The following is a 26,123-nucleotide window of genomic DNA, read 5'->3' as shown; positions in this document are numbered from 1 at the left end:
GCCGGTGATGTCGGTGTCGCCGTGTAAGTCTCTAGGCATGTACGACGATTTCGACCGCTGCTACCGGGCCGTGCAGTCCAAGGACGCCCGGTTCGACGGTTGGTTCGTCACCGCCGTGCTCACCACCGGGATCTATTGCCGCCCCAGCTGCCCCGTGCGGCCACCGTTCGCGCGCAACGTGCGCTTCTACCCCACGGCCGCGGCCGCGCAGTCGGCCGGCTTCCGCGCCTGCAAACGGTGCCGGCCCGACGCCTCGCCGGGCTCCCCCGAATGGAACGTGCGCGGCGATGTCGCCGCGCGAGCGATGCGTCTCATCGCCGACGGCACGGTGGACCGCGACGGTGTCACCGGCCTGGCCGAGCGCCTGGGGTACACGACCCGACAGGTGCAACGCATCCTGCAGGCCGAGGTCGGCGCCAACCCGCTGGCACTGGCCCGCGCGCAGCGCGCACAGACCGCGCGGGTGCTCATCGAGACCACCGACCTGCCGTTCTCCGACGTCGCATTCGCGGCGGGGTTTGCGAGCATCCGGCAGTTCAACGAGACGGTGCGCGCCACCTTCGATCTAGCACCAACGGCGCTGCGCGAGCGGGCCCGACGCCGATTCGGCGCGGCCGAAGCGGGCGCCGGCACGCTGGCGCTGCGCCTTCCGCTGCGCCAGCCGTTCGCGCATGATGGCGTGTTCGGCCACCTGGCGGCCAGCGCGGTTCCGGGTGTCGAGGAATTCCGCGACGGCGCCTTCCGCCGGACACTCCGGCTCTCGCGCGGCCACGGCATCGTGAGCCTCACGCCGCACGACGACCACGTCGCCTGCCTGCTCCACCTCGACGATCTGCGGGACCTCTCCAGCGCGATCGCCCGATGCCGGCGGCTGCTGGACCTCGACGCCGACCCAGAGGCCGTCGTCGACGTGCTCAGCGCCGACCCGGAACTCGCCCCGCTGGTGACCAAGGCACCCGGACAACGCATTCCGCGCACCGTCGACGAGGCCGAACTCGCCGTGCGCGTCGTCCTCGGCCAACAGGTGTCGCTGAAGGCCGCCCGGACCCACGCCGCACGGCTCGCGGTTCACTACGGCCGGCCCATCACCGACCCACACGGTGGCCTGACGCACGTGTTCCCCACCGTCGAGGAACTCGCCGACATCGACCCCGAACATCTCGCGGTCCCAGCCAGCCGGCAACGCACGGCGATGGCGCTTGTGGCGTCGATGGCATCCGGTGACGTGCGGCTCGATCCTGGATCTGATTGGCTCGAGGCACGGGAGCGGCTCAGCGCACTGCCGGGTATCGGGCCCTGGACCGCGGAGGTGATCGCGATGCGCGGCCTCGGCGATCCCGACGCTTTCCCCGTCACGGATCTGGGCGTACTGACCGCCGCCCGCCACCTGGGTCTGCCGGACGATCCGCGAGCCCTGACCGCACACAGCGGGCGATGGCGACCATGGCGGGCTTACGCGACGCAGCATCTGTGGACGGCGCTCGACCATCCCGTCAACGACTGGCCACCGAAGGAGGTCCGGCAGTGACGATCCGATTCCGCACAGTCGAGAGTCCAGTGGGGTTGTTGACCCTCGCCGGCCGAGACGACCGGCTCATGCACCTCCGGATGGTCGATCAGACTTACGAACCGAGTCGACACGGCTGGGAGCCTGACACGACGGCGTTCCCTGAAGCCGTCGACCAACTCGCCGCCTATTTCTCCGGCGAACGCACGGCGTTCGACCTCGACCTCGAATTGGTCGGGACCGCATTCCAACGGCGCGTATGGGAGGCGCTGCTGACCATTCCCTATGGCGAGACGAAATCCTACGGCGACATTGCCCGCCAGGTCGATGCACCGGGGGCGTCTAGGGCCGTCGGATTGGCCAACGGACACAATCCCATTGGGATCATCGTGCCATGTCATCGCGTGATCGGATCCAATGGAAGCCTCACCGGATACGGCGGCGGCATCGAGAGAAAACGAATGCTGCTCGGAATGGAAAGACAATTCCACCCAGCAATTCCCACATTGTTCGACTGACGCCCTAAAAGGCCCTGAAATGGGAAATGCCTCGGCCCTCCGATTGTGGTCGGAGGGCCGAGGGCTTGAAAGGGTGTTCGGCGGTGTCCTACTTTTCCACCCGGGTTGGGTAGTATCATCGGCGCTGGCAGGCTTAGCTTCCGGGTTCGGGATGGGACCGGGCGTTTCCCTGCCGCTATGGACCGCCGTAACTTTATTATTCACTCGTTTCTGAGTGCCCCCAACTGGGTTGGGGGAAGTGTTTTTTGGTGGTGGGGTGTGAATCAGTGGTTGATTCTTGGTTGGTGTGGTTGCGAGGCATGTTTTGCACACATTTTTTGTGTGTGTAAGTTTTCGGCCGGTTAGTGCCAGTTCCCTTCACACATTGCTGTGCTTCTAGGTCTGGTCTATCGATCCCGTGGTCTGCGGGGGGCCTTATCCCACTTAATGGGTGAGAAGCCTGGTCTTGGAGGGGGTTTCCCGCTTAGATGCTTTCAGCGGTTATCCTGTCCGAACGTGGCTATCCAGCGGTGCCCCTGGTGGGACAACTGGTGTACCAGAGGTTCGTCCGTCCCGGTCCTCTCGTACTAGGGACAGATTTCCTCAAGCTTCTGACGCGCGCGGCGGATAGAGACCGAACTGTCTCACGACGTTCTAAACCCAGCTCGCGTGCCGCTTTAATGGGCGAACAGCCCAACCCTTGGGACCTGCTCCAGCCCCAGGATGCGACGAGCCGACATCGAGGTGCCAAACCATCCCGTCGATATGGACTCTTGGGGAAGATCAGCCTGTTATCCCCGGGGTACCTTTTATCCGTTGAGCGACACCCCTTCCACTCAGAGGTGCCGGATCACTAGTCCCGACTTTCGTCCCTGCTCGACATGTACGTCTCGCAGTCAAGCTCCCTTGTGCACTTACACTCAACACCTGATTGCCGTCCAGGTTGAGGGAACCTTTGGGCGCCTCCGTTACATTTTAGGAGGCAACCGCCCCAGTTAAACTACCCGCCAGGCACTGTCCCTGAACCGGATATACGGTTCGAAGTTAGAAGCCCAATACGATCAGAGTGGTATTTCAACAACGACTCCACAACCACTGGCGTGGCCGCTTCACAGTCTCCCACCTATCCTACACAAACCGAACCGAACTCCAATACCAAGTTGTAGTGAAGGTCCCGGGGTCTTTTCGTCCTGCCGCGCGTAACGAGCATCTTTACTCGTAATGCAATTTCGCCGAGTCTATGGTTGAGACAGTTGAGAAGTCGTTACGCCATTCGTGCAGGTCGGAACTTACCCGACAAGGAATTTCGCTACCTTAGGATGGTTATAGTTACCACCGCCGTTTACTGGGGCTTAAATTCTCAGCTTCACCCCGAAGGGTTAACCGGTCCTCTTAACCTTCCAGCACCGGGCAGGCGTCAGTCCGTATACATCGTCTTGCGACTTCGCACGGACCTGTGTTTTTAGTAAACAGTCGCTTCTCACTGGTTTGTGCCACCCACTCATGCTTGGGCCGTAAAGGCTTACACATCATGTGGGTCCCCCTTCTCCCGAAGTTACGGGGGCATTTTGCCGAGTTCCTTAACCATAGTTCACTCGTACGCCTTGGTATTCTCTACCTGACCACCTGTGTCGGTTTGGGGTACGGGCCGTGTGTGCACTCGCTAGAGGCTTTTCTTGGCAGCATAGGATCACCGAATTCGCCTCAATCGGCTATGCATCACCTCTCAGGATATGTGAAACCCGGATTTGCCTAGGTTTCTCCCTACAGGCTTACCCCAGTACAACCACTGACTGGTACGGCTACCTTCCTGCGTCACCCCATCGCTTGACTACTACCAACGAAGGTCCCGCGCAGCGCATGAACCCCTCACCCGAAGGGATCGGTGATCCATGGTTTGGGCGGTTAGTACCGCTGATTCATCAGGGACGCTCACACACGGGTACGGGAATATCAACCCGTTGTCCATCGACTACGCCTGTCGGCCTCGCCTTAGGTCCCGACTCACCCTGGGCGGACTGGCCTGGCCCAGGAACCCTTGGTCTTTCGGCGGGCAAGGTTCTCACTTGCCTTATCGCTACTCATGCCTGCATTCTCACTCCCACACCCTCCACAGCTCCATCACTAGGCTGCTTCACCGGATGCAGGACGCTCCCCTACCCAACCAGACATACATCTGATTGCCGCGGCTTCGGCGGTGTGCTTGAGCCCCGCTACATTATCGGCGCACAATCACTTGACCAGTGAGCTATTACGCACTCTTTCAAGGGTGGCTGCTTCTAAGCCAACCTCCTGGTTGTCTTCGCGACTGCACATCCTTTTCCACTTAGCACACGCTTAGGGGCCTTAGCCGGCGATCTGGGCTGTTTCCCTCTCGACGCACGGAGCTTATCCCCCGCCGTCTCACTGCCACGCTTACACTTACCGGCATTCGGAGTTTGGCTGACGTCAGTAACCTTGTGAGGCCCATCGGCCATCCAGTAGCTCTACCTCCGGCAAGAAACACGCAACGCTGCACCTAAATGCATTTCGGGGAGAACCAGCTATCACGGAGTTTGATTGGCCTTTCACCCCTACCCACAGCTCATCCCCTCAGTCTTCAACCTAAGTGGGTTCGGGCCTCCACGACGTCTTACCGTCGCTTCACCCTGGCCATGGGTAGATCACTCCGCTTCGGGTCCAGAACACACCACTACACCACACACTCTTGTGTGGATACGCCCTATTCAGACTCGCTTTCGCTACGGCTACCCCACACGGGTTAACCTCGCGACATGTCCCTGACTCGCAGGCTCATTCTTCAAAAGGCACGCCATCACCCCACGTCAAAAACGAAGGCTCTGACGGATTGTAGGCACACGGTTTCAGGTACTATTTCACTCCCTCCCGGGGTACTTTTCACCATTCCCTCACGGTACTAATCCGCTATCGGTCACTGGGAAGTATTCAGGCTTACCGGGTGGTCCCGGCAGATTCACAGCAGATTCCACGGGCCCGCTGCTACTCGGGGACACGCCACTACAGAGCACATGTTTTCACCTACGGGACTCTCACCCTCTACGGTCGGCCATCCCAAACCAGTTCGATTAACACGAGCTTTTCTCACTGCAGTCCAGACCGGCAGACCTGGAAACGACGAACCCCACAACACCACACACACAACCCCTGCCGGGTATCACATGTCCATGGTTTAGCCATCCTCCGCTTTCGCTCGCCACTACTCACGGAATCACTTTTGTTTTCTCTTCCTACGGGTACTGAGATGTTTCACTTCCCCGCGTTCCCCCCCGACACCTATGTATTCAGTGCCGGGTGACACGACATCACTCGTGCCGGGTTTCCCCATTCGGACATCCTCGGATCAACGCTCGGTTGGCAGCTCCCCGAGGCATAACGCAGCCTCCCACGTCCTTCATCGGCTCCCAGTGCCAAGGCATCCACCATGCGCCCTTAAACACTTACAACACAAAACCAAAAAATGAGTTCAACTCACACACCCCACAAAGAGGGCACGCAAGTATCAGAAAAATTTGCATTACAACCAAACAACAACCCACACCAACACCCCCACCCCCCACAAAAGGAAGGCGAGACACGTCCGCGCAAGCCGTCATTCAGATGCTCGCAACCACTATCCACAAATCAAACACCACACCCCACCACCAAAGCAGGGCAGCAACCAGAACCCCCGAAGAAAACTCCGAGAGCCGGCACCCCTCCCCATTCCGGGAGAGACCCGCGGGCCTGTTGCCTCAGGACCCAACAGTGTGTCTGGCAATCTCATCGCCGACCGATTTCCCGTCGGACCGAACATGTTTGTTGTGCACCCGAACCCCACCCACTACAGGCGAGAGCCCATCTCACGAATCGCTGCGAACACCGAACCCCCACACAATGTGGGCGGGCCGCAGTCTCGTGGTGCTCCTTAGAAAGGAGGTGATCCAGCCGCACCTTCCGGTACGGCTACCTTGTTACGACTTCGTCCCAATCGCCGATCCCACCTTCGACGGCTCCCTCCCACAAGGGGTTAGGCCACCGGCTTCGGGTGTTACCGACTTTCATGACGTGACGGGCGGTGTGTACAAGGCCCGGGAACGTATTCACCGCAGCGTTGCTGATCTGCGATTACTAGCGACTCCGACTTCACGGGGTCGAGTTGCAGACCCCGATCCGAACTGAGACCGGCTTTCAAGGGATTCGCTCCACCTCACGGATTCGCAGCCCTTTGTACCGGCCATTGTAGCATGTGTGAAGCCCTGGACATAAGGGGCATGATGACTTGACGTCATCCCCACCTTCCTCCGAGTTGACCCCGGCAGTCTCTTACGAGTCCCCGCCATAACGCGCTGGCAACATAAGATAGGGGTTGCGCTCGTTGCGGGACTTAACCCAACATCTCACGACACGAGCTGACGACAGCCATGCACCACCTGCACACAGGCCACAAGGGAATACCTATCTCTAGGCACGTCCTGTGCATGTCAAACCCAGGTAAGGTTCTTCGCGTTGCATCGAATTAATCCACATGCTCCGCCGCTTGTGCGGGCCCCCGTCAATTTCTTTGAGTTTTAGCCTTGCGGCCGTACTCCCCAGGGGGGTACTTAATGCGTTAGCTACGGCACGGATCCCAAGGAAGGAAACCCACACCTAGTACCCACCGTTTACGGCGTGGACTACCAGGGTATCTAATCCTGTTCGCTCCCACGCTTTCGCTCCTCAGCGTCAGTTACTGCCCAGAGACCCGCCTTCGCCACCGGTGTTCCTCCTGATATCTGCGCATTCCACCGCTACACCAGGAATTCCAGTCTCCCCTGCAGTACTCTAGTCTGCCCGTATCGCCCGCACGCCCAAGGTTAAGCCTTAGGTTTTCACGAACAACGCGACAAACCACCTACGAGCTCTTTACGCCCAGTAATTCCGGACAACGCTCGCACCCTACGTATTACCGCGGCTGCTGGCACGTAGTTGGCCGGTGCTTCTTCTGTAGGTACCGTCACTTGCGCTTCGTCCCTACTGAAAGAGGTTTACAACCCGAAGGCCGTCATCCCCCACGCGGCGTCGCTGCATCAGGCTTGCGCCCATTGTGCAATATTCCCCACTGCTGCCTCCCGTAGGAGTCTGGGCCGTATCTCAGTCCCAGTGTGGCCGGACACCCTCTCAGGCCGGCTACCCGTCGTCGCCTTGGTGAGCCGTAACCTCACCAACAAGCTGATAGGCCGCGGGCCCATCCCACACCGCAAAAGCTTTCCCCCCCCAACCATGCAGCCAGAGAGGTGTATTCGGTATTAGACCCAGTTTCCCAGGCTTATCCCAAAGTGCAGGGCAGATCACCCACGTGTTACTCACCCGTTCGCCACTCGAGTACCCCGAAGGGCCTTTCCGTTCGACTTGCATGTGTTAAGCACGCCGCCAGCGTTCGTCCTGAGCCAGAATCAAACTCTCCAAACAAAACCTAAAAAGGCAATCAGGAAAATCCGATCACAACCAGAAACAAAACTGGTCAAAAAACAACCACACCCCTAAACGGGAAAAAAGAAGTGCGGCAAAACAAAAACAACAAACAAAAACCACCAAACACACTATTGAGTTCTCAAACAACACGCCTGCGCTGCAAGCAACCCCAGTACTGTACTGCATCTTACCGGGGTAGTCAACCTGGTCCGCCGGGCCTTTCGGCCGGGGGCCTTCGGTATGTCCCTAGCTTACGCACAGGTTCCGTCTAGTCCAAAATCGCCTGGCCAGAGGCCTAACAACCGGTGTTTCAACGATTTTCGGCTCCTTCGGCGGCACCGACCGGACCTACACGACGCGTTCGATCTCTGCGCCGAGGCTCTTGAGGTTCTCCACGAAAAGTGGGTAGCCGCGGTCGATGTGGAACACGTCGTGCACCTCCGTCTCGCCGTCGGCGACCAGTCCGGCGAGCACCAGGCCGGCGCCGGCGCGGATGTCCGACGACCACACCGGCGCACTCGACAACTGCGGGATACCGCGCACCACGGCATGGTGGCCGTCGGTGCGCGCGTCGGCGCCGAGCCGGATCATCTCCTCGACGAACCGGAATCGGGCCTCGAAGACGTTCTCGGTGATCATCGATGTGCCGTCGGCGATGGCCGCGAGCCCGATCGCCATCGGTTGCAGGTCCGTCGGGAATCCGGGGAACGGGAGCGTCGCGACGTTTACCGCCTTGGGTCGTTCGTACTGGACCACCCGGAAGCCGTTGTCGTGTTGGGTGACCGTCGCACCAGCGTCGTGCAACTTGTGCAAGACCAACTGGAGGTGCTGCGGGTCGACACCGGTCACCGAGATGTCCCCGCGGGTCATCGCTGCGGCGATTCCCCACGTCGCGGCGACGATCCGGTCCCCGATCACCCGGTGCTCGGTGGGATACAGCCGGTCGACACCGGTGATCGTCATGGTCGACGATCCGGCACCCGAGATCTGCGCCCCCATCTGGTTGAGCATCGCGCAGAGGTCGACGACGTCGGGTTCCCTGGCGGCGTTGTGGATGGTCGTCACACCCTTGGCGAGCACCGCCGCCATCAGGATGTTCTCCGTCGCTCCGACTGAGGGGAACTCCAGCTGGATCTCCGCGCCGTGGAGTTCGTCGGCCTCGGCCACGACGCATCCGTGCTCGATGTTGCATCGCGCACCCAACAGACGCAGCCCCGCTTGGTGCATGTCCAGCGGTCGGGATCCGATCGCGTCGCCACCGGGTAACGCCACCCGGGCCCGCTTGCACCGTCCGACCAGCGGACCGAGCACACACACCGAGGCCCGGAACTGGCGCACCGCGGCGAAGTCGGCGTCGTACTTCAGTTCATCGGGCGAGGTGATGCGGACGGTGTCGCCGTCGAGCTCCACCGTCGCACCGAGGCCGCGGAGCACCTCCGCCATCAGGGGAACGTCGAGGATGTCAGGGCAATTGGTGATCGTGCTCGTGCCCTCGGCCAGCAGGGAGGCTGCCATCAATTTCAGGACGCTGTTCTTCGCTCCACCCACCGCGACTTCGCCGGATAACCGGTTTCCGCCGGTCACCACGAATCGCTCGCTCACGCCGGTCAGTGTAAACAGCGGCTCCGGGCAGTGTCAGTTTCCGGGAGCTCTGCGCAGCTCCGGCGCCTAGTACGGTTTGACCCATGGCCGTGCACCTGACCCGCATCTACACCCGAACCGGTGACGACGGGACGACAGGGCTCAGCGACTTCAGCCGGGTCAGCAAGAACGACCCGCGCCTGGTCGCCTACGCCGACTGTGACGAGACCAACGCCGCAATCGGCGTCGCGATCGCGCTCGGCAGTCCTCCGGAACGCATCCTCACGGTGCTGCGCAAAATCCAGAACGACCTGTTCGACGCGGGCGCGGACCTGTCCACGCCGGTCGTCGAAAATCCCGCTTATCCCCCGCTACGGATCGCGCAGGCTTACATCGACCGACTCGAAGCCTGGTGCGACGAGTTCAACGAGCCGTTGCCCGCGCTGAATTCGTTCGTGCTGCCGGGCGGGACATCGCTGTCGGCGCTACTGCACGTCGCGCGCACGGTTGCCCGACGGGCGGAGCGGTCGGCGTGGGAGGCGATGGCCGCCCACGGCGACACCATCAGCGTGCTTCCGGCCAAGTACCTCAACCGGCTGTCGGACCTGCTGTTCATCCTGTCGCGGGTCGCCAATCCCGACGGCGACGTGCTGTGGAAACCCGGCGGATGAGCGCTTGCGCGAAGACCATCGGACGCGGATGAGCGCTTGCGCGAAGACCATCGGACGCGGGAGCGGGCGGACTAGACGCTGCGGCGACGGGCGCGCGGCGACGGACGGGACTCGAGCCAAGACTGGAACGCGGTCAACGCGCCCCGGTCCAGGGCGATTTCGTAACCGCGCCGGCGCTCGGGGCTGGTGTCGCGCAATTCGAGCACGACGATCTCGTCGGTCATGATGTCGAATTCGTCACCACGCGGACTGCGCCGCGACACGATCTCCAGACCGCGCCGGCTCAACCGGCGATCGGGCCACCAGCGCAGGCTGGACAAGCGGTAGAAACCGGCTTCGCCACCGCGATACCGCACGACCCCGTGCCGCCAGCCGTGGCCGCCGACCGCGGGGACATCACGCAGGATCGCCGCGGTACCGCCGACCTGCCGCAATTTCCACAGGCGGTAACCCAGTGTGGCGACGACCAGCAGAAGCACACCGACGAGCGCGACCATGCTCCACATGGACGCGCTCATCCGGTGCCGTTAGTCGATCTGGCCCAGCGCGCGAAGCCGCGCGCGGCCCCGGGCGGCCGTCGCCGGATCGTCGGACTCGGAGTCCCTGCGCGCCTCGTCGGCGTTGATCTCCGACTCCAGCTCAGCGGACTCGGCGAGGATGATCACACCGGATTCGGTCACCGACATGAAGCCGCCGCCGACCGCCACCCGCAGATCCTCTTCGCCCTCACGCTCCACCCGCACCATGGCGTCGTCGACGAGCTGAGCCACCAGCGGGATGTGCCGCGGGAGGATGCCGATCTCGCCGGAGGTGGTCCGGGTGAAGACGAACGTCGCCTTCCCCGACCAGATCTCCCGCTCGACGGCGACGATGTCAACGTCCAGGTCGGCCATCGTCATTCGCCCTTGTCGGCGTCGTCGCCCTTGCTGTCGCCCTCAGAGTCGCTCTTCTTGCTGTCGCTGGGAGCCGGCGCACCGTCGCTGCCGCCGTCGTCCATCTTCGCGCCCAGGCTCTCGGCCTTGCGCTGCAGATCCTCCAGGCCGCCGATCAGGAAGAACGCCTGCTCGGGCAGGTGGTCGAAATCGCCCTTGCTCAGCTTGTCGAACGCCTCGATGGTCTCCTTGAGCGGAACCGTCGAACCCGGCTGGCCGGTGAACTGCTCGGCCGCCATCATGTTCTGACTCAAGAAGCGCTCGATGCGGCGCGCGCGTTGCACCAGCTGCTTGTCCTCCTCCGCGAGCTCGTCGATGCCGAGGATCGCGATGATGTCCTGGAGGTCCTTGTAGCGCTGCAGGATGCGGATGACTTCCTGGGCCACGCGGTAGTGCTCCTCGCCGACGACCGACGGGTCGAGGATCGTCGAGCTCGAGGCCAGGGGGTCCACCGCGGGGAAGATGCCCTTGGAGAACACGTTTCGGCTGAGCTCCGTGGTGGCGTCGAGGTGCGCGAACGTCGTGGCCGGGGCCGGGTCGGTGTAGTCGTCGGCGGGCACGTACACGGCCTGCATCGAGGTGATGGAGCGACCACGGGTCGAGGTGATGCGCTCCTGGAGCTCACCCATCTCGTCGGCCAGCGTCGGCTGGTACCCCACGGCCGACGGCATACGGCCGAGCAGCGTGGAGACCTCCGAACCCGCCTGGGTGAACCGGAAGATGTTGTCGATGAACAGCAGCACGTCCTGCTGCTTTTCGTCGCGGAAGTACTCCGCCATCGTCAGGGCCGACAGGGCGACGCGCATACGCGTGCCGGGCGGCTCGTCCATCTGGCCGAACACCAGGGCGGTGTCCTTGAGCACGTTCGCGTCGGCGAGCTCGACCCACAGATCGTTGCCCTCGCGGGTGCGCTCTCCCACGCCGGCGAACACCGAGGTGCCACCGAAGTTGCGGGCGATGCGGTTGATCATCTCCTGGATGAGCACGGTCTTGCCCACGCCGGCGCCACCGAACAGGGCGATCTTGCCGCCGCGGACGTACGGGGTGAGCAGGTCGACGACCTTCAGGCCGGTCTCGAGCATCTCCGTGCGGGGCTCGAGCTCGTCGAAGGGCGGCGGCTTGCGGTGGATGGACCACTTCTCGAAGTCCTCGCCGTAGCCCGGCTCATCGAGGCAGGCACCGAGGGCGTTGAACACGTGGCCCTTGACGCCCTCGCCGACGGGCACCGAGATCGAGGCACCGGTGTCCGTGACGTCGACGCCACGGACCAGGCCGTCGGTCGGCTGCATCGAGACGCAGCGCACCAGGCTGTCACCCAGGTGCTGGGCGACCTCGAGCGTCAATGTCTTGGCGAGGTCCTTGTAGGAAATCTCCGCGTGCAGGGCGTTGAACAGTTCCGGCACGGACCCGCGCGGGAACTCGACGTCGACGACGGGGCCGGTGACCCGCACGACGCGACCGACGTTGTCGGTGCTGGTCTTCTCTTTTTGTTCGGTGGCAGCAGTCATTCTCTTTTTCGCTTCCTGGCTCTATCGCTGGGCTTCAGGCCGGTTACTTCGTGGCGGCGTCCGCGAGCGCGTTCGCGCCACCGACGATTTCGCTGATTTCTTGGGTGATCTGGGACTGCCGTTCACGGTTGGCCATCAGCGTCAGATCCTTGATCAGGTCGTCGGCGTTGTCCGACGCCGACTTCATCGCGCGTCGGCGGGAGGCCGACTCCGACGCCGCCGCCTCGAGCATCGCGGCGAAGATGCGCGTCGCCACGTACCGCGGCAGCAGGGCGTCGAACAGCGTCTCGGCACCCGGTTCGAACGAGAACAGCGTGTGCGGTTCCTTCTCGTCTTCCTCGCTGTACTCCACCACCATGGGCGCGATCCGACGGGCGATCGCGGACTGCGACAGCATCGACCGGAACTCGGTGAAGACGATGTGCAGTTCGTCGAGTCCGAGGACACCGTCCGCGCCTGCGTCATCGCCCTCGTCGTCGGCGCCGGCCATGAACGCCTCGACCAGGGTCTTGCCGATTTCCTGTGCGTGCTCGTACTCGGGCCGCTCGGAGAAGCCGGTCCACGATTCGGTCACGTCCCAATTGCGGAAGCTGTAGTAGGACAGTGCCTTTCGGCCGACCGTGTACAGGACCGGTTCCTTGCCCTCTTCGCGCAGGAGCGAGAACAGTTCTTCGGACCGGCGGAACACGTTGGCGTTGTACGCACCGGCCAACCCACGGTCGGAGGACACGACCAGCACCCCGGCCCTCCGCGGATTCTCGCGCTGGACGAGCAGCGGATGGTCCAAGGCGCTGGCGCTGGCGAGTTCGGTCAGCATGTTGGTGATCTCGCGGTCGTAGGGCCGAGCCGCATCGACTCGGGCCTGCGCCTTGGCGATGCGCGACGTCGCGATCATCTCCTGGGCCTTGGTGATCTTCTTGATCGACCCGGCGGAGCGGATGCGTCCGCGCAGTTCGCGCAGTGTGGCAGCCATGGGTTATGAGCGCCTTACTTCTTCTTCGGGGCGGGCTTGCGGACCTTCACCGATTCCTTCTCGAGGTCATCCTCAGACATGGCGTCGACGTTTTCGTCGACAACCACGGATTCACCGGAGGTGGTCTCGAAGCCCTTCTTGAACTCGTTCACCACGTCGGTCAACTTGCTCTCGAGGTCCTCGGAGAGCTTCTTGCTCTCGCGGATCTCGGTGAAGATCTCCTCCTTCGACGAACGCACGTGCTCGAGCAGTTCCTGCTCGAAGCGCTGCACGTCCTCGACCGGCACCGTGTCGAGGTGACCTCTCGTGCCGAGGAAGATCGCGACGACCTGCTCCTCGACGGGCATCGGGCTGTTCTGCGGCTGCTTGAGCAGTTCAACCAGTCGGGCGCCGCGGTCCAGCTGCGCCTTCGAGGTCGCATCCAGGTCAGAGGCGAACGCTGCGAACGACTCCAGCTCGCGATACTGCGACAGATCCAGTCGCAGTGAGCCGGCGACCTCTTTCATCGCCTTGATCTGCGCGGCGCCACCCACACGGGACACCGAGACGCCGACGTTGATGGCCGGCCGCACACCCTGGTTGAACAGGTCGGTCTCCAGGAAGCACTGGCCGTCGGTGATCGAGATGACGTTGGTCGGGATGTAGGCCGAGATGTCGTTGGCCTTGGTCTCGATCAGCGGCAGTCCGGTCATCGAGCCGCCGCCGAGCTCGTCGGACAACTTCGCGCAGCGCTCCAGCAGCCGCGAGTGCAGGTAGAACACGTCGCCGGGGAAGGCCTCGCGGCCCGGGGGGCGGCGCAGCAGCAGCGAGATCGCGCGGTAAGCCTCGGCGTGCTTGGTCAGATCGTCGAACACAATCAGAACGTGCTTGCCGTCGTACATCCAGTGCTGGGCGATCGCCGAACCGGTGTACGGCGCAAGCCATTTGAAGCCGGCCGAATCCGAGGCAGGCGCCGCGACGATGGTGGTGTAGTCCATTGCGCCACCCTCTTCGAGGGTGCGGCGCACGCTGGCGATCGTGGTGCCCTTCTGACCGATCGCGACGTAGACGCAGCGCACCTGCTGGTCCGGGTCGCCGGTCTCCCAGTTCTGGCGCTGGTTGAGGATCGTGTCGACGCAAACCGCGGTCTTACCGGTCTTGCGATCACCGATGATCAGCTGGCGCTGGCCGCGGCCGATCGGCGTCTGCGAGTCGATCGCCTTGATGCCGGTCTGCAGCGGTTCCCCCACGCCCTGGCGCTGCACCACCGAGGGCGCCTGCAGCTCCAGTGCGCGACGCTCCGTGGTCTCGATCTCTCCGCGGCCGTCGATGGGCTGGCCGAGCGGGTTCACCACGCGGCCCAGGAAGCCGTCACCCACGGGCACGGACAGCACCTCGCCGGTGCGCTTGACCTGCTGGCCCTCTTCGATCTTCTGGAAGTCACCGAGGATGACCGCGCCGATGCTGTGTTCGTCGAGGTTCAGTGCGACACCCAGGACACCGCCGGGGAACTCGAGGAGTTCCTGCGTCATCACCGAGGGCAGGCCCTCGACGTGCGCGATACCGTCACCGGCGTCGATGACGGTGCCGATCTCTTCCCGCTCGGTGTCGGTGGCGAAGTTGGCGACGTAGTCCTCGATCGCCCCTTGGATGTCAGCAGCCGAGATAGTCAACTCTGCCATGGGTTCGTTCCTGCCTTTGTGTTGAGTCTGGTGGAGTTCGGAGTTAGTCGGGCAGCTGGGTTTCGGCCGAAGTCAGCCGCGATGCCAATGACCCGTCGATCACCTCGTCGCCGACGGCGATGGTGAGGCCGCCGAGCATGTCGGGATCGATGTGCAGCTGCAGGGATGCCGGACGACCGTAGATGCGGCCGAGCACCTCGGCGAGCCGGGTGCGCTGTGCGTTGCTGAGTTCCGCCGCGGCGTTGACGTGCGCCACGACCTCGCCGCGCCGCGCCACCGCGAGCTCGGCCAGTTCGCGCACCGCCTCGTCGGCGCGTTCGCCGCGCAGTAGCTCGACCGTCTGCGCCAGCAGCGCCCTGGTGGTCGCGCCTGCCTGGTTCTCGAGCAGCCGGTCCAGCAGTCCGAGCCGGCCGTCGAGGGGGGTGGTGTAGTCGCTGAGCAACCCACTCAGCCGCGACTCGGAGTCCAGGATCCGGCTGAACCGGAACAGCTGGTCTTCGACCTCACCGGTCTCGTTGTTGCGCTCGGCGCGCACCAGCAGTGCCAACCGCGCCATGTGCCGGACGGCGTAGTCCAGGTCCGATTGACCCGACCACCGTTGCGTCACAGCGGTTTTCACAACGTCGAGCGCGGTGTCGGAAATCTTGCCCGACAGCACGGCTTCCGCCAGGTTCGCCTTGGCCTCGCCGTCCGCGGTGGGTTCACCGAAGTGCTTGCTCAGCACCGGCTCGGTCTTGAGCAGCTTCGCGACCTCGGCCAGGTCGTCGCCGAGGGCCGTGAGCCCGTCCGCGTCGACACCGGCGGTCAGTTCGTCGAACCGCGATACCAGTGCCTTGAGTGCGTCCCGGCTCGTCGAGCGCAACCGGGTACCCGCGGCGTCGTCGAGCACAGCATCCGAGGGCGCCATGGCGTCGAGCTCGTCGAGGAACCGGTCGACGGTCGCCGAACGGTTGTCGTCGTCGGATACGTGATCGCGGACCAGTTCGCGTGCCCGGACCACCGACTCGGTGCCGAGGTGCGCACGGAGCTCACGGATCAGCTGCTGGCGCAGCAGTTGCACCTGCGCCGCCCCCTGGACCTTGATGCGCTCCACCTCGGCGTCGGCCTGCACGCGCATCTGCTCCGCGATCTTCTCGGCGTCGGCCCGGGCCTCTTCGACCACCCGTTTGGCGTCCACCTCGGCCTCTTGGACAGCCTTGGCGTGCTGCTGATCCGCCTGCGCCACCTTGTTCGCCGCGGTGGCGCTCTCCTCGAGCTGACGGCGCACCGTCTCCTGCTGCGCGGTCATCATGCGCCGCACGGGCGGCACGACGAAACGCACGATCAGGAACACGATGACCGCGAACCCGATGAGCTGACCGATGAATGTCGACATCGCTACCGTCCCTGGCTCGTCGCGGCAGCGCTGGCGATGTCGACACCGAGAACGCGGCTGGCCAGTGTGGCCGACAACGTCTCGATCGACGACTGCAATTCGGCCGCGGTCTGCTGACCCTGCCGGGACAGCTCTTCATTGGTCTTCTGCAGGGTGGACGCCGATTCCGCGCTGGCACGCGACCGCATGTCCTCGAGGATCGTGCGTCCCTCGCCGCGGGCCTCGTCCCGGATGGCCGCGGCGTCACGACGTGCCTTGGTCATCACCTGCCGGGAGTCGGCCTGTGCGGCGGCGAACAGTTCGGCCGATCGGCGGTTGTCCTCGACCGTCTTGGTGACCATTGCTTCGCGGTCGTTCAACACCTTGCTGATCGGGGGCACCACCCATTTGGCGATGACACCCAAGACGATCAGGAAGATGAGCAGCACGAAGAAGAAGGTGCCGTTGGGGACGAGGAAGTTTCCGCCCCCGCCTTCCTCCGCGGCCAAGATGGTCGTGCTCAGGTCACCCATGACTGAGGATTCCAAACTGACTAAGCAACCGGGGTTGCGAAGACGAACAGCGCCATGAACGCCAGGTTGATGAAGTACGCGGCCTCCACCAGACCGACCGTGATGAAGAACGGCGTGAACAGGCGACCCTGGGCCTCGGGCTGGCGGGCGATACCGGCGATCAGCGCGTTACCGGCGATACCGTCACCGATACCGGCACCGATCGCGCCGCCGGCCATGATGAGCCCACCGCCGATGAGCGCGCCGGCAGCGATTGTGGGATCCATTCCTTATCCTCCTTGATAACTGGTAGTTGACTACCAGGACGTGGGTCGAGCGTTGATTCGAGCGGTCGTGCAGATCAGTCGTGGTGTTCGTCGAGCTCCATCGACTGGCTGAAGTACAGGATCGTCAGCAGCGCGAAGATGAACGCCTGGATCGCACCGACGAACAGGTCGAACATCTTCCAGATTGCGTTGGGCGCCCACATGATCCACGGCGGGAACAGCGCGATCAGGGCGACGAGGATGCCGCCGGCGAAGATGTTGCCGAAGAGTCGCAGGGACAGGGAGATCGGCTTGGCGAGCTCTTCGACCAGGTTGATCGGCGCCAGCACGGCGACGTGGCCCTTGAGCAGCTTCTTGGGGTGTCCGAGCAGGCCGCGGCGCCAGAACCCGGCGGCGTGGTAGGCGATGAACACGAACAGGGCCAGCGCCAGCACGAAGTTGATGTCGGAGGCCGCCGGCTTGAGCAGTTCGTGGATGCCGGTCTCGTCGGAGTACTGCACCGGAAGCACCGACAGCCAGTTCGCGATCAGGATGAACGCGAACAGCGTGACGGCCAGCGGAAGCACGAAGCCGCCGACCTTCATCCCGATCGCGCCCTCGATCTGGTTGCGCATCTGCACCGTCAGCGCTTCCCAGAACAGCTGCACACCGTTGGGCACCCCGGTGGAGGTCACCTTGGCGCGCAGGAAGAACGCCAGCCCGAGCACGATCGCGGCGGCGATCGCGGTCGACAGGATCGTGTCGGTGTTGACCGTCAGCCCGAACCAATGGGCCTCCGTGTGGTGGCCGACCTGGATGCCGCTTTCCGCGGCGAGGAACGTCTGCGTCATTGCTGTGGAGTCTCTCCTTCGAGTCCTTCAGCGGCCTGGGCTTTGAGTTTCTTGACCACCGGCAGCGCCGTCGACGCCACCAGGATCACCTGGAACAGCGCCATGCCGAACACCACGCCGAGACCCTGGGGCCTGAAGACGTAGGCGATGGTCAGTCCGATCACGGTCATGATCAGCAGTCGGGTGGCCGAGTTCATGGCCATGTTGCGTTTGAGCGGATGGTCCTTGGCGGTGATCGATTCGACCGAGCGCTGGATCATGACGGCGTTGGTCAGACCGAGCCCGAGGCCGATCGCGAAGAACAGGCCCACCATCGGGTAGCCGAGCAGCGCTGCGGCGACCGCCGCGGCTGCGGCCAATACCACGCAGATGACGAGTAGGCGGACAGGCCGGAAGGCGACTGCCGGCAACACCAACGGCGCGTCCTGCGCTGGCGTCGTCACTGCTTCACCTCAATCCGCGGTTGGTAGGAGGAGCTATCCCGATTCCTGTGAGTAACCTGCCGAGCGTATCGGAGGGCTACAGGCTCGCTGGAATCACCCAAGGGGTACTCCCTTTTGTCGGTCGGAAACGGCTCCCAATCGGTGGCGAACCGACGGGCCGGTGGCCGGCAACCCGCGAGGTTTCTTCGGGTTCTAGCAGCACGTTACCACATGGTAGGCGGCCCTAAACGGGGCCTACTACTTTTCGTCGTACACGCTCTCCCCTGCTACTTCGCGCCGTCTGATCAACGGAACGAGAGTCACCACGACGGCCACCAGAGTCGCGCCGAGCATGACCGCGCCGGTGTGCCGGGGATCGAAGAAAATCGTGCTCGCCGCGCCGAGGGCGACGATGCCGACCCATAGGTAGATCAGCAGAACCACGCGGCGGTGGGAGTGGCCGATCTCCAGCAAACGGTGGTGCAGATGCATCTTGTCCGGGCTGAACGGGCTGAGTCCGGCACGGGTGCGCCGGATGATCGCGAGCAGCATGTCCAGTGCGGGCACGAACATGACGGCGACGACGAGCAGGAATGGCGACAGGAGTGCGAACACGTCGCGTGCGCCGTAGGCCGTCTGCGAGATCGGCCCGGCCGCGGTTGTCGACGCGGCGGCCAGCATCAGGCCGATCAGCATCGACCCCGAGTCCCCCATGAAGATCCTGGCCTTGTGGAAGTTGTGCGGCAGGAAGCCCAGACAGGCCCCGGCGAGCACCACCGAGATGACCGCGGGCGGATAGAAGAGCACGTCGCCGCCGTGGTCGCGCAGCAGCCCCACCGAGAAGATGCAGATCGCCAATGCGGTGATCAGCCCCAGACCGGCGGCCAGCCCGTCGAGTCCGTCGACGAAGTTCATCGCGTTGACGATCGCCACCGTGAGCGCCAGCGTCAGCAGGATCGAGGCGACCTGGTCGAGCACGATGGTGCCGACCCCGCCGATCGGGATGTAGAGCACGCTCCACGCCACACCCATCGTGACCATCACGCTGGCCGCGGTGAGCTGGCCGGCGAATTTGGTCAGCGCGTCGAGTCCCCACCGGTCGTCGATCAGCCCGATCACCATGATGAGCCCACCGGCGACCACGACCGCGGGCATCCCGTTGGAGTAGACGAAGCCGCGGGTCAGCGCGGGCAGCTGCGAGGCGAGCAGCACGGCTGCGGCGACACCGACGTACATCGCCAGACCGCCCATCCGCGGGGTCGGCTGCACGTGCACGTCGCGCTCGCGTGGATAGGCCACCGCACCGAGGCGCGTCGCGAGTACGCGGACCCATCCGGTGGCGAGGTAAGTGATGATCGCCGCCGTCAGCCCGACGAGCACGAGTTCGCGCAGCGGGACGCCCGCGCCGCGGTCGGAGAGCGCCAGGTACTCGACCATCACCGCGAAACCGTACGGCACGCAGCTGTGCTCACTCCGTGAGCAGGCTTTCGGTGTTGACGCCGAGTACGTCGGCGACGGCTTCGGCCGTGACCGGCCCGGTGCGCAGGATGCGGGGGTGCGCGCCGCTGAGGTCGACGATCGTCGACGCCGCCTGCTGCTCGGACGGTCCGGCGTCGAGGTAGACGTCGACCATGTCACCGAGTTGCTCGCGGGCGTCGGCGGCCGACACCGCCGCCGGGCGGCCGGAGATGTTCGCGCTGGACACCGCCATCGGGCCCACCGCGCGCAGCAGTTCGATCGCGACCGGATGCAGCGGCATCCGGAGCATCACCGTGCCGTTCGCGTCGCCGAGATCCCACGGCAGCGACGGGGCCTGGCGGACCACCAGGCTGAGCGCACCTGGCCAGAACGCCCGGATCAGTTCCCGCGCGGTGTTGGGGACCGTGTAGACGAGCCCCTCGATGGTGTGCCACGAACCGACCAGCACGGGCACCGGCATGTCACGCCCCCGTCCCTTGGCGGCCAGTAGCGCCGCGACCGCCGCGTTGTCGAAGGCGTCGGCACCGATGCCGTAGACGGTGTCGGTGGGCAGCACCACGAGCCCGCCCTCTTTGAGCGCACCGACCGCGGCGGCGATACCGGCCGCGCGCGTATCGGGGTCGGTGCAGTCGAACAGTTCGGTCATCGCCCCTCCGTAGTCGGTCGACGCCGGGCGGTGACGAAGCGCGGCCGGCCGGTCAGGTCTGTACGGGCGGTCACGTCATCGAATACACCGCTGCGGCGGAAGGCCGCTTCTGTCTGCGCCGAGGTGGTGTCGTCGTGCTCGACAGCGCACCGGCCGCCGGGGCGCAGCCACCGCTGCGCCTGGGCGACGATCGCGTCGATGACCACCATGCCGTCGACTCCCCCGAACAGGGCGGTGGCCGGATCGTGGTCGGCGACCTCGGGATCCAGCGCGGCCCCGTCAGGGATGTAGGGCGGGTTGGCGACGATGAGGTCGACGGCCCCTTCGAGATCCGGGCGCAGGCCGGCGGCGGTGACGTCTGCGTCGAGGACCTCAACGCCGGTGCCGTCGAGATTGCGGCGGGTGTAGTCGAGTGCCGCGGCGGAGTTCTCGACGGCGATCACCCGCGCCCTCGGACGGGCGGTGGCGATCGCGAGCGCCAGCGCGCCGGAGCCGGCGCACAGGTCCATGATCACCGGCGTTTCCGGAAGTCGTTGGGACAGCGCCCATTCCAGCAACGCTTCGGTCTCGGGCCGCGGGACGAACACGCCGGGGCCCACGTGCACCTGCACCGCCCCGAACGCCGCGGTCCCGGTGAGGTGCTGCAGCGGTATCCGCTTGGCCCGGGCCGCGACGAGGTCGTCGAATCGGGCTTGGAAATCGGACGGCAGGTCAGCGACGAGAAGCCGCCCGCGCTCGGTCCCCGCCGCGTGCGCTGCCAGCAGCTCCGCATCGACCCTGGGCGATCCGACCCCGGCCGCGGCCAACACGGTTGCGGCGTCGTCGATGACCCGGCGCAGACTCATGCTCGCTGGAGTCTCGCCTGTTTCTCGGCCGCCGCCAACGCGTCGAAGAGGGCGTCGAGTTCACCGTCGAGCACCTGGTCGAGGTTGTGGGCCTTGAAGTTGATGCGGTGGTCGGCGATCCGGTTCTCCGGGAAGTTGTACGTCCGGATCCGCTCGCTGCGGTCGACGGTGCGGATCTGGCTGGCGCGGTCCGCCGAGGCGTCGGCGGATGCCTGCTCCTCGGCGAGAGACTGCAGCCGCGCTGCGAGCACCTGCATGGCGCGCGCCTTGTTCTGCAGCTGGGAGCGCTCGTTCTGGCAGGTGACGACGATCCCGGTGGGCAGATGGGTGATGCGCACCGCGGAGTCGGTGGTGTTCACGCCCTGCCCGCCCTTGCCGGACGACCGGTAGACGTCGATGCGCAGATCGGATTCGTCGATCTGGACCTGCTCGACCTCTTCGGGCTCCGGGTAGACCAGCACGCCGGCCGCCGACGTGTGCACCCGGCCCTGCGATTCGGTGACCGGGACACGCTGCACACGGTGCACGCCGCCCTCGAACTTCAGCCGCGACCACACCCCGTCGGCGGTGTCGCCCTTGCTCCTGATGGACAGCGTGGCGTCCTTGTAACCGCCGAGATCGGAATGGGTCTCGTCGAGCACCGTCACCGTCCACCCGTGTCGCTCGGCGTACCGGATGTACATGCGCGCCAGGTCGGCGGCGAACAGCGCGGACTCCTCGCCGCCCTCCCCCGACTTCACCTCGAGGACGACGTCGTCGGGATCGTGCGGGTCCCGCGGCGCCAGCAGGTCCGAGAGCTGGGTTTCCAGCTGATCGACGGCGGCTTCGAGTTCGGGCACCTCGGCGGCGAAGGACTCGTCGTCGGCGCCCAGCTCGCGGGCCGCCTCGAGGTCGCCCCTTGCGGCTTCGAGCTTGCGATAGGTGTTGACGACCGGCGCGAGCTGCGCGAACCGGCGACCAGCCTTGCGCGCCTTGCCCGCGTCGGCGTGCAGCGCGGGGTCGGCGAGCTGGCGCTCCAGGTCGGCATGCTCAGCGAGCAGCGTGTTCATCGCGGAGTGAGCACTCATCGCGACCTCCTTCCCGGAACGCAAACCGACGCCCGGCCTGCGCGCGTGGCGACAGAACGGGCGTCGGGTGGGTAGCTACTTGTCGGCAGCGTCCTTGTTCGTGGTCCGCTTGCCATAGCGCTTCTCGAAGCGCGCGACGCGGCCGCCGCTGTCGAGGATCTTCTGCTTGCCGGTGTAGAACGGGTGGCACTGCGAGCAGACCTCGACGACGATGTTGCCGGTCTTCTTGGTGCTGCGTGTGGTGAACGTGTTACCGCAGCCGCACTGGACCGTGGTCTCGACGTAGTCAGGGTGAATACCCGTCTTCATTGGTGTCCTCTTCGATCGTGGCCGCCGGGTCGCCGCTCATGACCTGCGCTGAGTGGGGCGTGAACCGGAACCGAGGGTGTGACTAGCGGTCAATTATGCCAGGTCAACCGCTGACAGCCTAAACGCGCGGTGAGACCGCGCTATTCCTCCCGGACAGGGCCAGCACGATGTCGCGGATGGGAGCGACGACGGGCCGGCCGCTGCCCACCGCGAAGTCGGCGTCGGCGCCCCGCAGTTCGATACCGGCGAACCTCTTGCGCGCGTGGAACGGGAACCCCATCGTCCACAACCGCTTCGCGGCGATCACCGCCGGACCCACCGGCATCGGCCGGTCGATCCCCAGGGGAACGGCGATGTCCTGACCGTGCACGAGTGCGTCGGCGAGGGGGTCCGCCACCGCCGTTCCGGGGGGTCGGCGCCGTACTCCGACCATCGCGCGCAGCGCCGCGACGATCTCGTCCGGTGTCCGTGGATCCTCCCTGGCGGCCCGCGAGACCATCGCGTCGAAGCGGAACCCCGACCGCACGGCCTGCCATCCCAGCCGGGGCCAACTGGTCGTCGACTGGGTCAGGTGAACCGCGACGTCCCGAACAGTCCAGTCGGCGCACAGCGACGGGGTGGCCCATTGCTCGGGGGTCAGCGTGTCGAGGAAGTCGGCGAGGTCGGCCCGTTCGGCGTCGATGTGCGCCCAGATGTCGTCGGATTGCATCGCGCCTCCCACTGGTCAGGTTCCCTGACTAAAATAGTCAGGACACCAGACTAAAGTCAACGGTGTGGACGAGAACGTCGTGGACGATGCCCCCAGCACCACGGCCCTGATGTTCATCGCTCATCGCGCCGCGGAGTCCCGGGTGTTCGATGCGCTCCGCGCGGCCGGCTTCGACGACCTCACCCTGGCGCAGTGCCGGATCGGTCAGCGTCTGAACCCGGCCGGCATCCGGCTCACCGATCTCGCCGAACAAGCCCGCGTCACCAAACAGACCGCTGGCGCCCTGGTCGACGAACTCGAGCGCGCGGGCTACGTCGTGCGCAGACCGGATCCCGCAGACGCGCGCGCCCGGCTGGTCATGCTGAGCCGGCGCGGCGAGCGGCTGTGCGCGGCCGCGGCGGCCGAGCTCGCGAAGGTGGAGGGCGAGTGGCGCGCGCACCTGGGCGACGCGGCGTTCACGCAGATGCGCGGCGGGCTGCTCGCGCTGCGCGAGATCACCGATCCGTATCGCTGAGCGACGCCTCCAGCACCTCGAACGCGGTCCGGTCCCGCTTCCAGATGCGGCGGCCGCGTGGCTCGGTGCCCATGGCCACCAGTTCGCGTTTGAGGATCTTGTTGGTCGCGGTGCTCGGCAGGTCGTCGGCGATCCACACGTACCGCGGCCAGGCCTTCGGGGACAGGTCTCGTTGTGCGGCGAGGAATCCCTCGAACTCCTCGGGGGTGAGCTTCGCGTCGTCCTGCAGCACGATGGCCGCCATCACCTGGTCCCCGACGTGGTCGTCGGGCACCGGATACACCGCCACCCTGTTGATCGCGGGAAGCCGCAGCAGGATCCGTTCGATCGGCGCCGCGGTGAGGTTCTCACCGTCCACCCGCATCCAGTCGCCGGTGCGTCCGGCCAGGTAAATCCACCCGTCGGCGTCGCGGTAGGCGAGGTCGCCCGACCAGTACATGCCGTTGCGCATCCGCTCGTCGGTGGCGCCCGGATCGTTGTAGTAGCCACGGAACAGCCCGCCGCCCGCGGTGTTCACCAACTCCCCCACCGCGGTGTCGGCGTTGAGCAGCGCCCCGTTCGCGTCGAACTGCGCCACCTCGCATTCGCGCACGGTGGCGGGGTCGTAGATCGCGACACCGGGAAAACCCCTGCCGATCGAGCCGTGCGGGCAGTCGTCGGGCCGGGTGATGATGACGGCGGTCTCCGTCGACCCGAAGCCGTCCCACACCGTGCAACCGAAGCGTCGGCCGAAGGCCTCGATGTCACGGTCGGCGGCCTCGTTGCCGAAGGCGATGCGCAGCGGGTTGTCGTGATCGTCGGGTCTCTCGGTGGTCGCGAGGATGTAGGCCAGTGGTTTGCCGACGTAGTTCATGTAGGTGGCGCCGTAGTGGCGGATGTCGGACAGGAACCGCGACGCGGAGAACGTCGCGGGCGCCATCGCCGCACCGGCACCCACGGCCACACTCCAGCCCGCGTAGACGGCGTTCGAGTGGAACAGCGGCATGGCGAGATAGCAGACGTCAGCCCCGGTGAGCCCGTAACGCTCCACCAGCGCGCTACCTGCGAACAGCACCATCGCGTGCGGTACCTGCACCGCCTTGGGTTCACCGCTGGTGCCGGAGGTGAAGATCATCATGAAGGTGTCCTCAGCGCCGACCTCCCGGTGCGGGGTGAGCCCGGGAGCGTCGGTCAACCGCTGCGCCCAGTCGCCGGTCGAGGTGTCGAATACGGTGACGCCCGGCAGGTCAAGACCGTCGATCAGAGCTCGGTGTTCGGCGTTGACCAGCAGGATCTGACAGTCCACCCGGGCGATGTCCCTGGCCAGCGCTTCGCCGCGCCGGGTCGTGTTCACCCCGCACAGCACGTAGCCACCGAGTGCGGCGGCGGCCAGTGCGGTGAGCATGTCCGGGGTGTTGCCCAACAGAACGCCGACGTGCAGCGGCCGGGCCGGGTCGGCCTCGGCGATGACGGCCGCGGCCTGCCGGGACGCGTCGGCGATGTGTTCGCGCCACGTCCAGGTGCGGTCGCCGTGGCGGACGGCGACGGCGTCGGAATCGGCGCGTTCACGCAGCAACCCCTGCAGAGTGTTCGGCACAGATGCACCTCGTTCGCTGAGTGAACAGAATTTCGGATCTGTCTACCACGTTCGTCCGGCGCACTGGGTCCGAACGCCTGTAGCAGAATGCACTCGTCGCGGTCATCCGCGCGGCAAAATGCTCGAAGGAGGATCCCAGCTTCGTGACGGCCACCACCCCCACGCAGTCCGTGCGCGATCGTTTGATCGATGCGGCCGAATCGTGCTTGCGCGCCAAGGGAATCCGTGCGACGACGGTGTCCGAGGTCGCCGAGGTGGCCGGGGTCTCCCGCGGCTGGCTCTACCGGCACTTCCCGGACAAGGTGTCTCTGCTCGGCGCCGCCATCGTGCGCCTCAATGAGGCGTACTGGTCGGAGGCACACGCGCTGCTCGAGCGCATCGACGGCCTGGCCGAGCAGATCTCGGCAGGCATTCGTCACGGCCGGCTGGCCTATGAGGATCCCGGCGCCCTGCTGATGAAACTGCGCCTCGAGGAGCCCGAGGAATTCGCGGCGTGCGCAGGCGCCGGCGTGCAGGGTTTGGTACCCGACCTCGCCGACTTCTGGAGCCGCTACCTCGTGGCCGCCCGGGAACGCGGTGAGATCCACCCCGCGACCGACATCGCCGAGGCGTCGGAATGGGTGGCGCGTTCGCTGATCTCGCTGGCGACCGTGCCCGGTAACACGCTCGATCCGCGTGACCCGGTCGCGCTGCTCACCCATGTCCGCAGGTATGTGATCCCGGGACTGAAGGCGGACCCCGCGGTGTGAGTCGGCGCGCGACCGTGCGTTCACGGCACGAAAAAGCCCCCGC

Annotated in this window: 23 protein-coding genes and 3 rRNA genes; 5 read left to right on the top strand and 21 right to left on the bottom strand. The window is 65.1% G+C overall.

Going from position 1 to position 26,123, the window contains the following annotated elements:
* The first annotated feature begins 37 nt into the window (after positions 1-37).
* Both I7X18_RS08795 and I7X18_RS08790 read left to right on the top strand, forming a co-directional pair.
* A complete protein-coding gene (locus I7X18_RS08795) occupies positions 38-1,528 on the top strand; it encodes a DNA-3-methyladenine glycosylase 2 family protein (RefSeq protein WP_193046898.1) in 1,491 nt (496 codons plus the stop codon).
* Positions 1,525-2,025, top strand: coding sequence for a methylated-DNA--[protein]-cysteine S-methyltransferase (locus I7X18_RS08790; protein ID WP_232375439.1), 501 nt, complete (start codon positions 1,525-1,527; stop codon positions 2,023-2,025). Before I7X18_RS08795 ends, I7X18_RS08790 begins: the two co-directional genes overlap by 4 nt.
* A 75-nt stretch (positions 2,026-2,100) precedes the next feature.
* Here I7X18_RS08790 and rrf read toward each other — a convergent pair.
* The 4 genes from rrf to murA form a co-directional block, all read right to left on the bottom strand.
* Positions 2,101-2,215: ribosomal RNA gene (gene rrf / locus I7X18_RS08785) — 5S ribosomal RNA — on the bottom strand.
* Between the two features lie 131 nt (positions 2,216-2,346).
* Positions 2,347-5,468: ribosomal RNA gene (locus tag I7X18_RS08780) — 23S ribosomal RNA — on the bottom strand.
* Between the two features lie 465 nt (positions 5,469-5,933).
* A 16S ribosomal RNA gene (locus I7X18_RS08775) occupies positions 5,934-7,452 on the bottom strand.
* Together the 16S, 23S and 5S rRNA genes form the textbook arrangement of a ribosomal RNA operon.
* A gap of 351 nt (positions 7,453-7,803) precedes the next feature.
* Entirely contained in the window at positions 7,804-9,057 is a 1,254-nt protein-coding gene (gene murA, locus I7X18_RS08770; RefSeq protein WP_193048310.1) for a UDP-N-acetylglucosamine 1-carboxyvinyltransferase, read from the bottom strand.
* Positions 9,058-9,140: 83 nt separating this feature from the next.
* On the opposite strand from murA, the gene I7X18_RS08765 reads away from it, so the two are divergent.
* Positions 9,141-9,707, top strand: coding sequence for a cob(I)yrinic acid a,c-diamide adenosyltransferase (locus tag I7X18_RS08765; RefSeq protein ID WP_193048309.1), 567 nt, complete (start codon positions 9,141-9,143; stop codon positions 9,705-9,707).
* A gap of 71 nt (positions 9,708-9,778) precedes the next feature.
* On the opposite strand, the gene I7X18_RS08760 is transcribed toward I7X18_RS08765, so the two are convergent.
* The 16 genes from I7X18_RS08760 to I7X18_RS08685 all read right to left on the bottom strand — a co-directional run bounded on the left by I7X18_RS08760 (position 9,779) and on the right by I7X18_RS08685 (position 23,241).
* Positions 9,779-10,225 carry a DUF2550 domain-containing protein gene (locus I7X18_RS08760; protein WP_193048308.1) on the bottom strand — a complete coding sequence of 149 codons (447 nt, stop codon included), beginning with the start codon at positions 10,223-10,225 and terminating at the stop codon, positions 9,779-9,781.
* Positions 10,226-10,234: 9 nt separating this feature from the next.
* Positions 10,235-10,600 (bottom strand): F0F1 ATP synthase subunit epsilon, encoded by a 366-nt coding sequence (locus tag I7X18_RS08755; RefSeq protein ID WP_134060864.1) that lies wholly within the window; start codon positions 10,598-10,600, stop codon positions 10,235-10,237.
* Between the two features lie 2 nt (positions 10,601-10,602).
* The gene (gene atpD, locus I7X18_RS08750) at positions 10,603-12,147 is read right to left on the bottom strand and encodes a F0F1 ATP synthase subunit beta (RefSeq protein ID WP_193048307.1); all 1,545 of its coding nucleotides are present in this window, start codon (positions 12,145-12,147) and stop codon (positions 10,603-10,605) included.
* A 43-nt stretch (positions 12,148-12,190) separates the two neighbouring features.
* Positions 12,191-13,120, bottom strand: coding sequence for a F0F1 ATP synthase subunit gamma (locus I7X18_RS08745; RefSeq protein ID WP_193048306.1), 930 nt, complete (start codon positions 13,118-13,120; stop codon positions 12,191-12,193).
* Positions 13,121-13,134: 14 nt separating this feature from the next.
* Positions 13,135-14,781 carry a F0F1 ATP synthase subunit alpha gene (atpA, locus tag I7X18_RS08740; protein WP_193048305.1) on the bottom strand — a complete coding sequence of 549 codons (1,647 nt, stop codon included), beginning with the start codon at positions 14,779-14,781 and terminating at the stop codon, positions 13,135-13,137.
* Between the two features lie 43 nt (positions 14,782-14,824).
* A complete protein-coding gene (locus I7X18_RS08735) occupies positions 14,825-16,156 on the bottom strand; it encodes a F0F1 ATP synthase subunit B/delta (RefSeq protein ID WP_193048304.1) in 1,332 nt (443 codons plus the stop codon).
* 2 nt (positions 16,157-16,158) lie between these two features.
* Positions 16,159-16,668, bottom strand: coding sequence for a F0F1 ATP synthase subunit B (locus I7X18_RS08730; RefSeq protein ID WP_193048303.1), 510 nt, complete (start codon positions 16,666-16,668; stop codon positions 16,159-16,161).
* Between the two features lie 20 nt (positions 16,669-16,688).
* Entirely contained in the window at positions 16,689-16,934 is a 246-nt protein-coding gene (locus I7X18_RS08725; RefSeq protein ID WP_011561261.1) for a F0F1 ATP synthase subunit C, read from the bottom strand.
* 74 nt (positions 16,935-17,008) lie between these two features.
* Entirely contained in the window at positions 17,009-17,764 is a 756-nt protein-coding gene (gene atpB / locus I7X18_RS08720) for a F0F1 ATP synthase subunit A (RefSeq protein ID WP_193048302.1), read from the bottom strand.
* Complete coding sequence (locus I7X18_RS08715; protein WP_193048301.1) at positions 17,761-18,207, bottom strand: ATP synthase subunit I; 447 nt, start codon at positions 18,205-18,207, stop codon at positions 17,761-17,763. Before I7X18_RS08715 ends, atpB begins: the two co-directional genes overlap by 4 nt.
* Before the next feature lie 237 nt (positions 18,208-18,444).
* Positions 18,445-19,623, bottom strand: coding sequence for a glycosyltransferase family 4 protein (locus I7X18_RS08710; protein ID WP_193048327.1), 1,179 nt, complete (start codon positions 19,621-19,623; stop codon positions 18,445-18,447).
* Between the two features lie 31 nt (positions 19,624-19,654).
* Positions 19,655-20,311: an L-threonylcarbamoyladenylate synthase gene (locus I7X18_RS08705; protein WP_193048300.1), complete on the bottom strand. Its 657-nt coding sequence runs from the start codon at positions 20,309-20,311 to the stop codon at positions 19,655-19,657.
* Complete coding sequence (gene prmC, locus I7X18_RS08700; RefSeq protein WP_193048299.1) at positions 20,308-21,156, bottom strand: peptide chain release factor N(5)-glutamine methyltransferase; 849 nt, start codon at positions 21,154-21,156, stop codon at positions 20,308-20,310. Before prmC ends, I7X18_RS08705 begins: the two co-directional genes overlap by 4 nt.
* Entirely contained in the window at positions 21,153-22,223 is a 1,071-nt protein-coding gene (prfA, locus tag I7X18_RS08695; RefSeq protein WP_193048298.1) for a peptide chain release factor 1, read from the bottom strand. The genes prmC and prfA overlap by 4 nt, the downstream gene beginning before the upstream one ends.
* Before the next feature lie 75 nt (positions 22,224-22,298).
* The gene (rpmE, locus tag I7X18_RS08690; protein ID WP_193048297.1) at positions 22,299-22,532 is read right to left on the bottom strand and encodes a 50S ribosomal protein L31; all 234 of its coding nucleotides are present in this window, start codon (positions 22,530-22,532) and stop codon (positions 22,299-22,301) included.
* 118 nt (positions 22,533-22,650) lie between these two features.
* On the bottom strand, positions 22,651-23,241 hold the full coding sequence (locus I7X18_RS08685; RefSeq protein ID WP_193048296.1) for a maleylpyruvate isomerase family mycothiol-dependent enzyme: 591 nt from the start codon (positions 23,239-23,241) through the stop codon (positions 22,651-22,653).
* A gap of 109 nt (positions 23,242-23,350) precedes the next feature.
* On the opposite strand from I7X18_RS08685, the gene I7X18_RS08680 reads away from it, so the two are divergent.
* On the top strand, positions 23,351-23,755 hold the full coding sequence (locus I7X18_RS08680; RefSeq protein ID WP_193048326.1) for a MarR family winged helix-turn-helix transcriptional regulator: 405 nt from the start codon (positions 23,351-23,353) through the stop codon (positions 23,753-23,755).
* Here the strand turns inward: I7X18_RS08680 and fadD1 are convergent.
* A complete protein-coding gene (gene fadD1, locus I7X18_RS08675; RefSeq protein ID WP_193048295.1) occupies positions 23,736-25,331 on the bottom strand; it encodes a fatty-acid--CoA ligase FadD1 in 1,596 nt (531 codons plus the stop codon). The genes I7X18_RS08680 and fadD1 overlap by 20 nt on opposite strands.
* A gap of 143 nt (positions 25,332-25,474) precedes the next feature.
* Between fadD1 and I7X18_RS08670 the strand changes: the two genes are divergently transcribed.
* On the top strand, positions 25,475-26,080 hold the full coding sequence (locus I7X18_RS08670) for a TetR/AcrR family transcriptional regulator (RefSeq protein WP_193048294.1): 606 nt from the start codon (positions 25,475-25,477) through the stop codon (positions 26,078-26,080).
* Positions 26,081-26,123 lie beyond the last annotated feature (43 nt).

The organism is Mycolicibacterium baixiangningiae (assembly GCF_016313185.1).
GTDB classification, from domain to species: Bacteria; Actinomycetota; Actinomycetes; order Mycobacteriales; family Mycobacteriaceae; genus Mycobacterium; species Mycobacterium baixiangningiae.
The sequence above is the reverse complement of the archived record's forward strand: the minus strand, read 5'-3'. Positions and strand labels throughout refer to the sequence as shown.

Excerpts from the sequence above, each read along its gene's own strand:
- atpB (WP_193048302.1), bottom strand. The coding sequence starts at position 17,764 with ATGACGCAGACGTTCCTCGCCGCGGAAAGCGGCATCCAGGTCGGCCAC.
- atpD (WP_193048307.1), bottom strand. The coding sequence starts at position 12,147 with ATGACTGCTGCCACCGAACAAAAAGAGAAGACCAGCACCGACAACGTC.
- I7X18_RS08735 (WP_193048304.1), bottom strand. The coding sequence starts at position 16,156 with ATGTCGACATTCATCGGTCAGCTCATCGGGTTCGCGGTCATCGTGTTC.
- I7X18_RS08755 (WP_134060864.1), bottom strand. The coding sequence starts at position 10,600 with ATGGCCGACCTGGACGTTGACATCGTCGCCGTCGAGCGGGAGATCTGG.
- I7X18_RS08795 (WP_193046898.1), top strand. The coding sequence starts at position 38 with ATGTACGACGATTTCGACCGCTGCTACCGGGCCGTGCAGTCCAAGGAC.
- prfA (WP_193048298.1), bottom strand. The coding sequence starts at position 22,223 with ATGAGTGCTCACTCCGCGATGAACACGCTGCTCGCTGAGCATGCCGAC.
- I7X18_RS08685 (WP_193048296.1), bottom strand. The coding sequence starts at position 23,241 with ATGCAATCCGACGACATCTGGGCGCACATCGACGCCGAACGGGCCGAC.
- I7X18_RS08760 (WP_193048308.1), bottom strand. The coding sequence starts at position 10,225 with ATGAGCGCGTCCATGTGGAGCATGGTCGCGCTCGTCGGTGTGCTTCTG.
- atpA (WP_193048305.1), bottom strand. The coding sequence starts at position 14,781 with ATGGCAGAGTTGACTATCTCGGCTGCTGACATCCAAGGGGCGATCGAG.
- I7X18_RS08710 (WP_193048327.1), bottom strand. The coding sequence starts at position 19,623 with ATGGTCGAGTACCTGGCGCTCTCCGACCGCGGCGCGGGCGTCCCGCTG.
- I7X18_RS08745 (WP_193048306.1), bottom strand. The coding sequence starts at position 13,120 with ATGGCTGCCACACTGCGCGAACTGCGCGGACGCATCCGCTCCGCCGGG.
- I7X18_RS08680 (WP_193048326.1), top strand. The coding sequence starts at position 23,351 with ATGTTCATCGCTCATCGCGCCGCGGAGTCCCGGGTGTTCGATGCGCTC.
- prmC (WP_193048299.1), bottom strand. The coding sequence starts at position 21,156 with ATGAGTCTGCGCCGGGTCATCGACGACGCCGCAACCGTGTTGGCCGCG.
- I7X18_RS08730 (WP_193048303.1), bottom strand. The coding sequence starts at position 16,668 with ATGGGTGACCTGAGCACGACCATCTTGGCCGCGGAGGAAGGCGGGGGC.
- I7X18_RS08705 (WP_193048300.1), bottom strand. The coding sequence starts at position 20,311 with ATGACCGAACTGTTCGACTGCACCGACCCCGATACGCGCGCGGCCGGT.
- rpmE (WP_193048297.1), bottom strand. The coding sequence starts at position 22,532 with ATGAAGACGGGTATTCACCCTGACTACGTCGAGACCACGGTCCAGTGC.
- I7X18_RS08725 (WP_011561261.1), bottom strand. The coding sequence starts at position 16,934 with ATGGATCCCACAATCGCTGCCGGCGCGCTCATCGGCGGTGGGCTCATC.
- I7X18_RS08765 (WP_193048309.1), top strand. The coding sequence starts at position 9,141 with ATGGCCGTGCACCTGACCCGCATCTACACCCGAACCGGTGACGACGGG.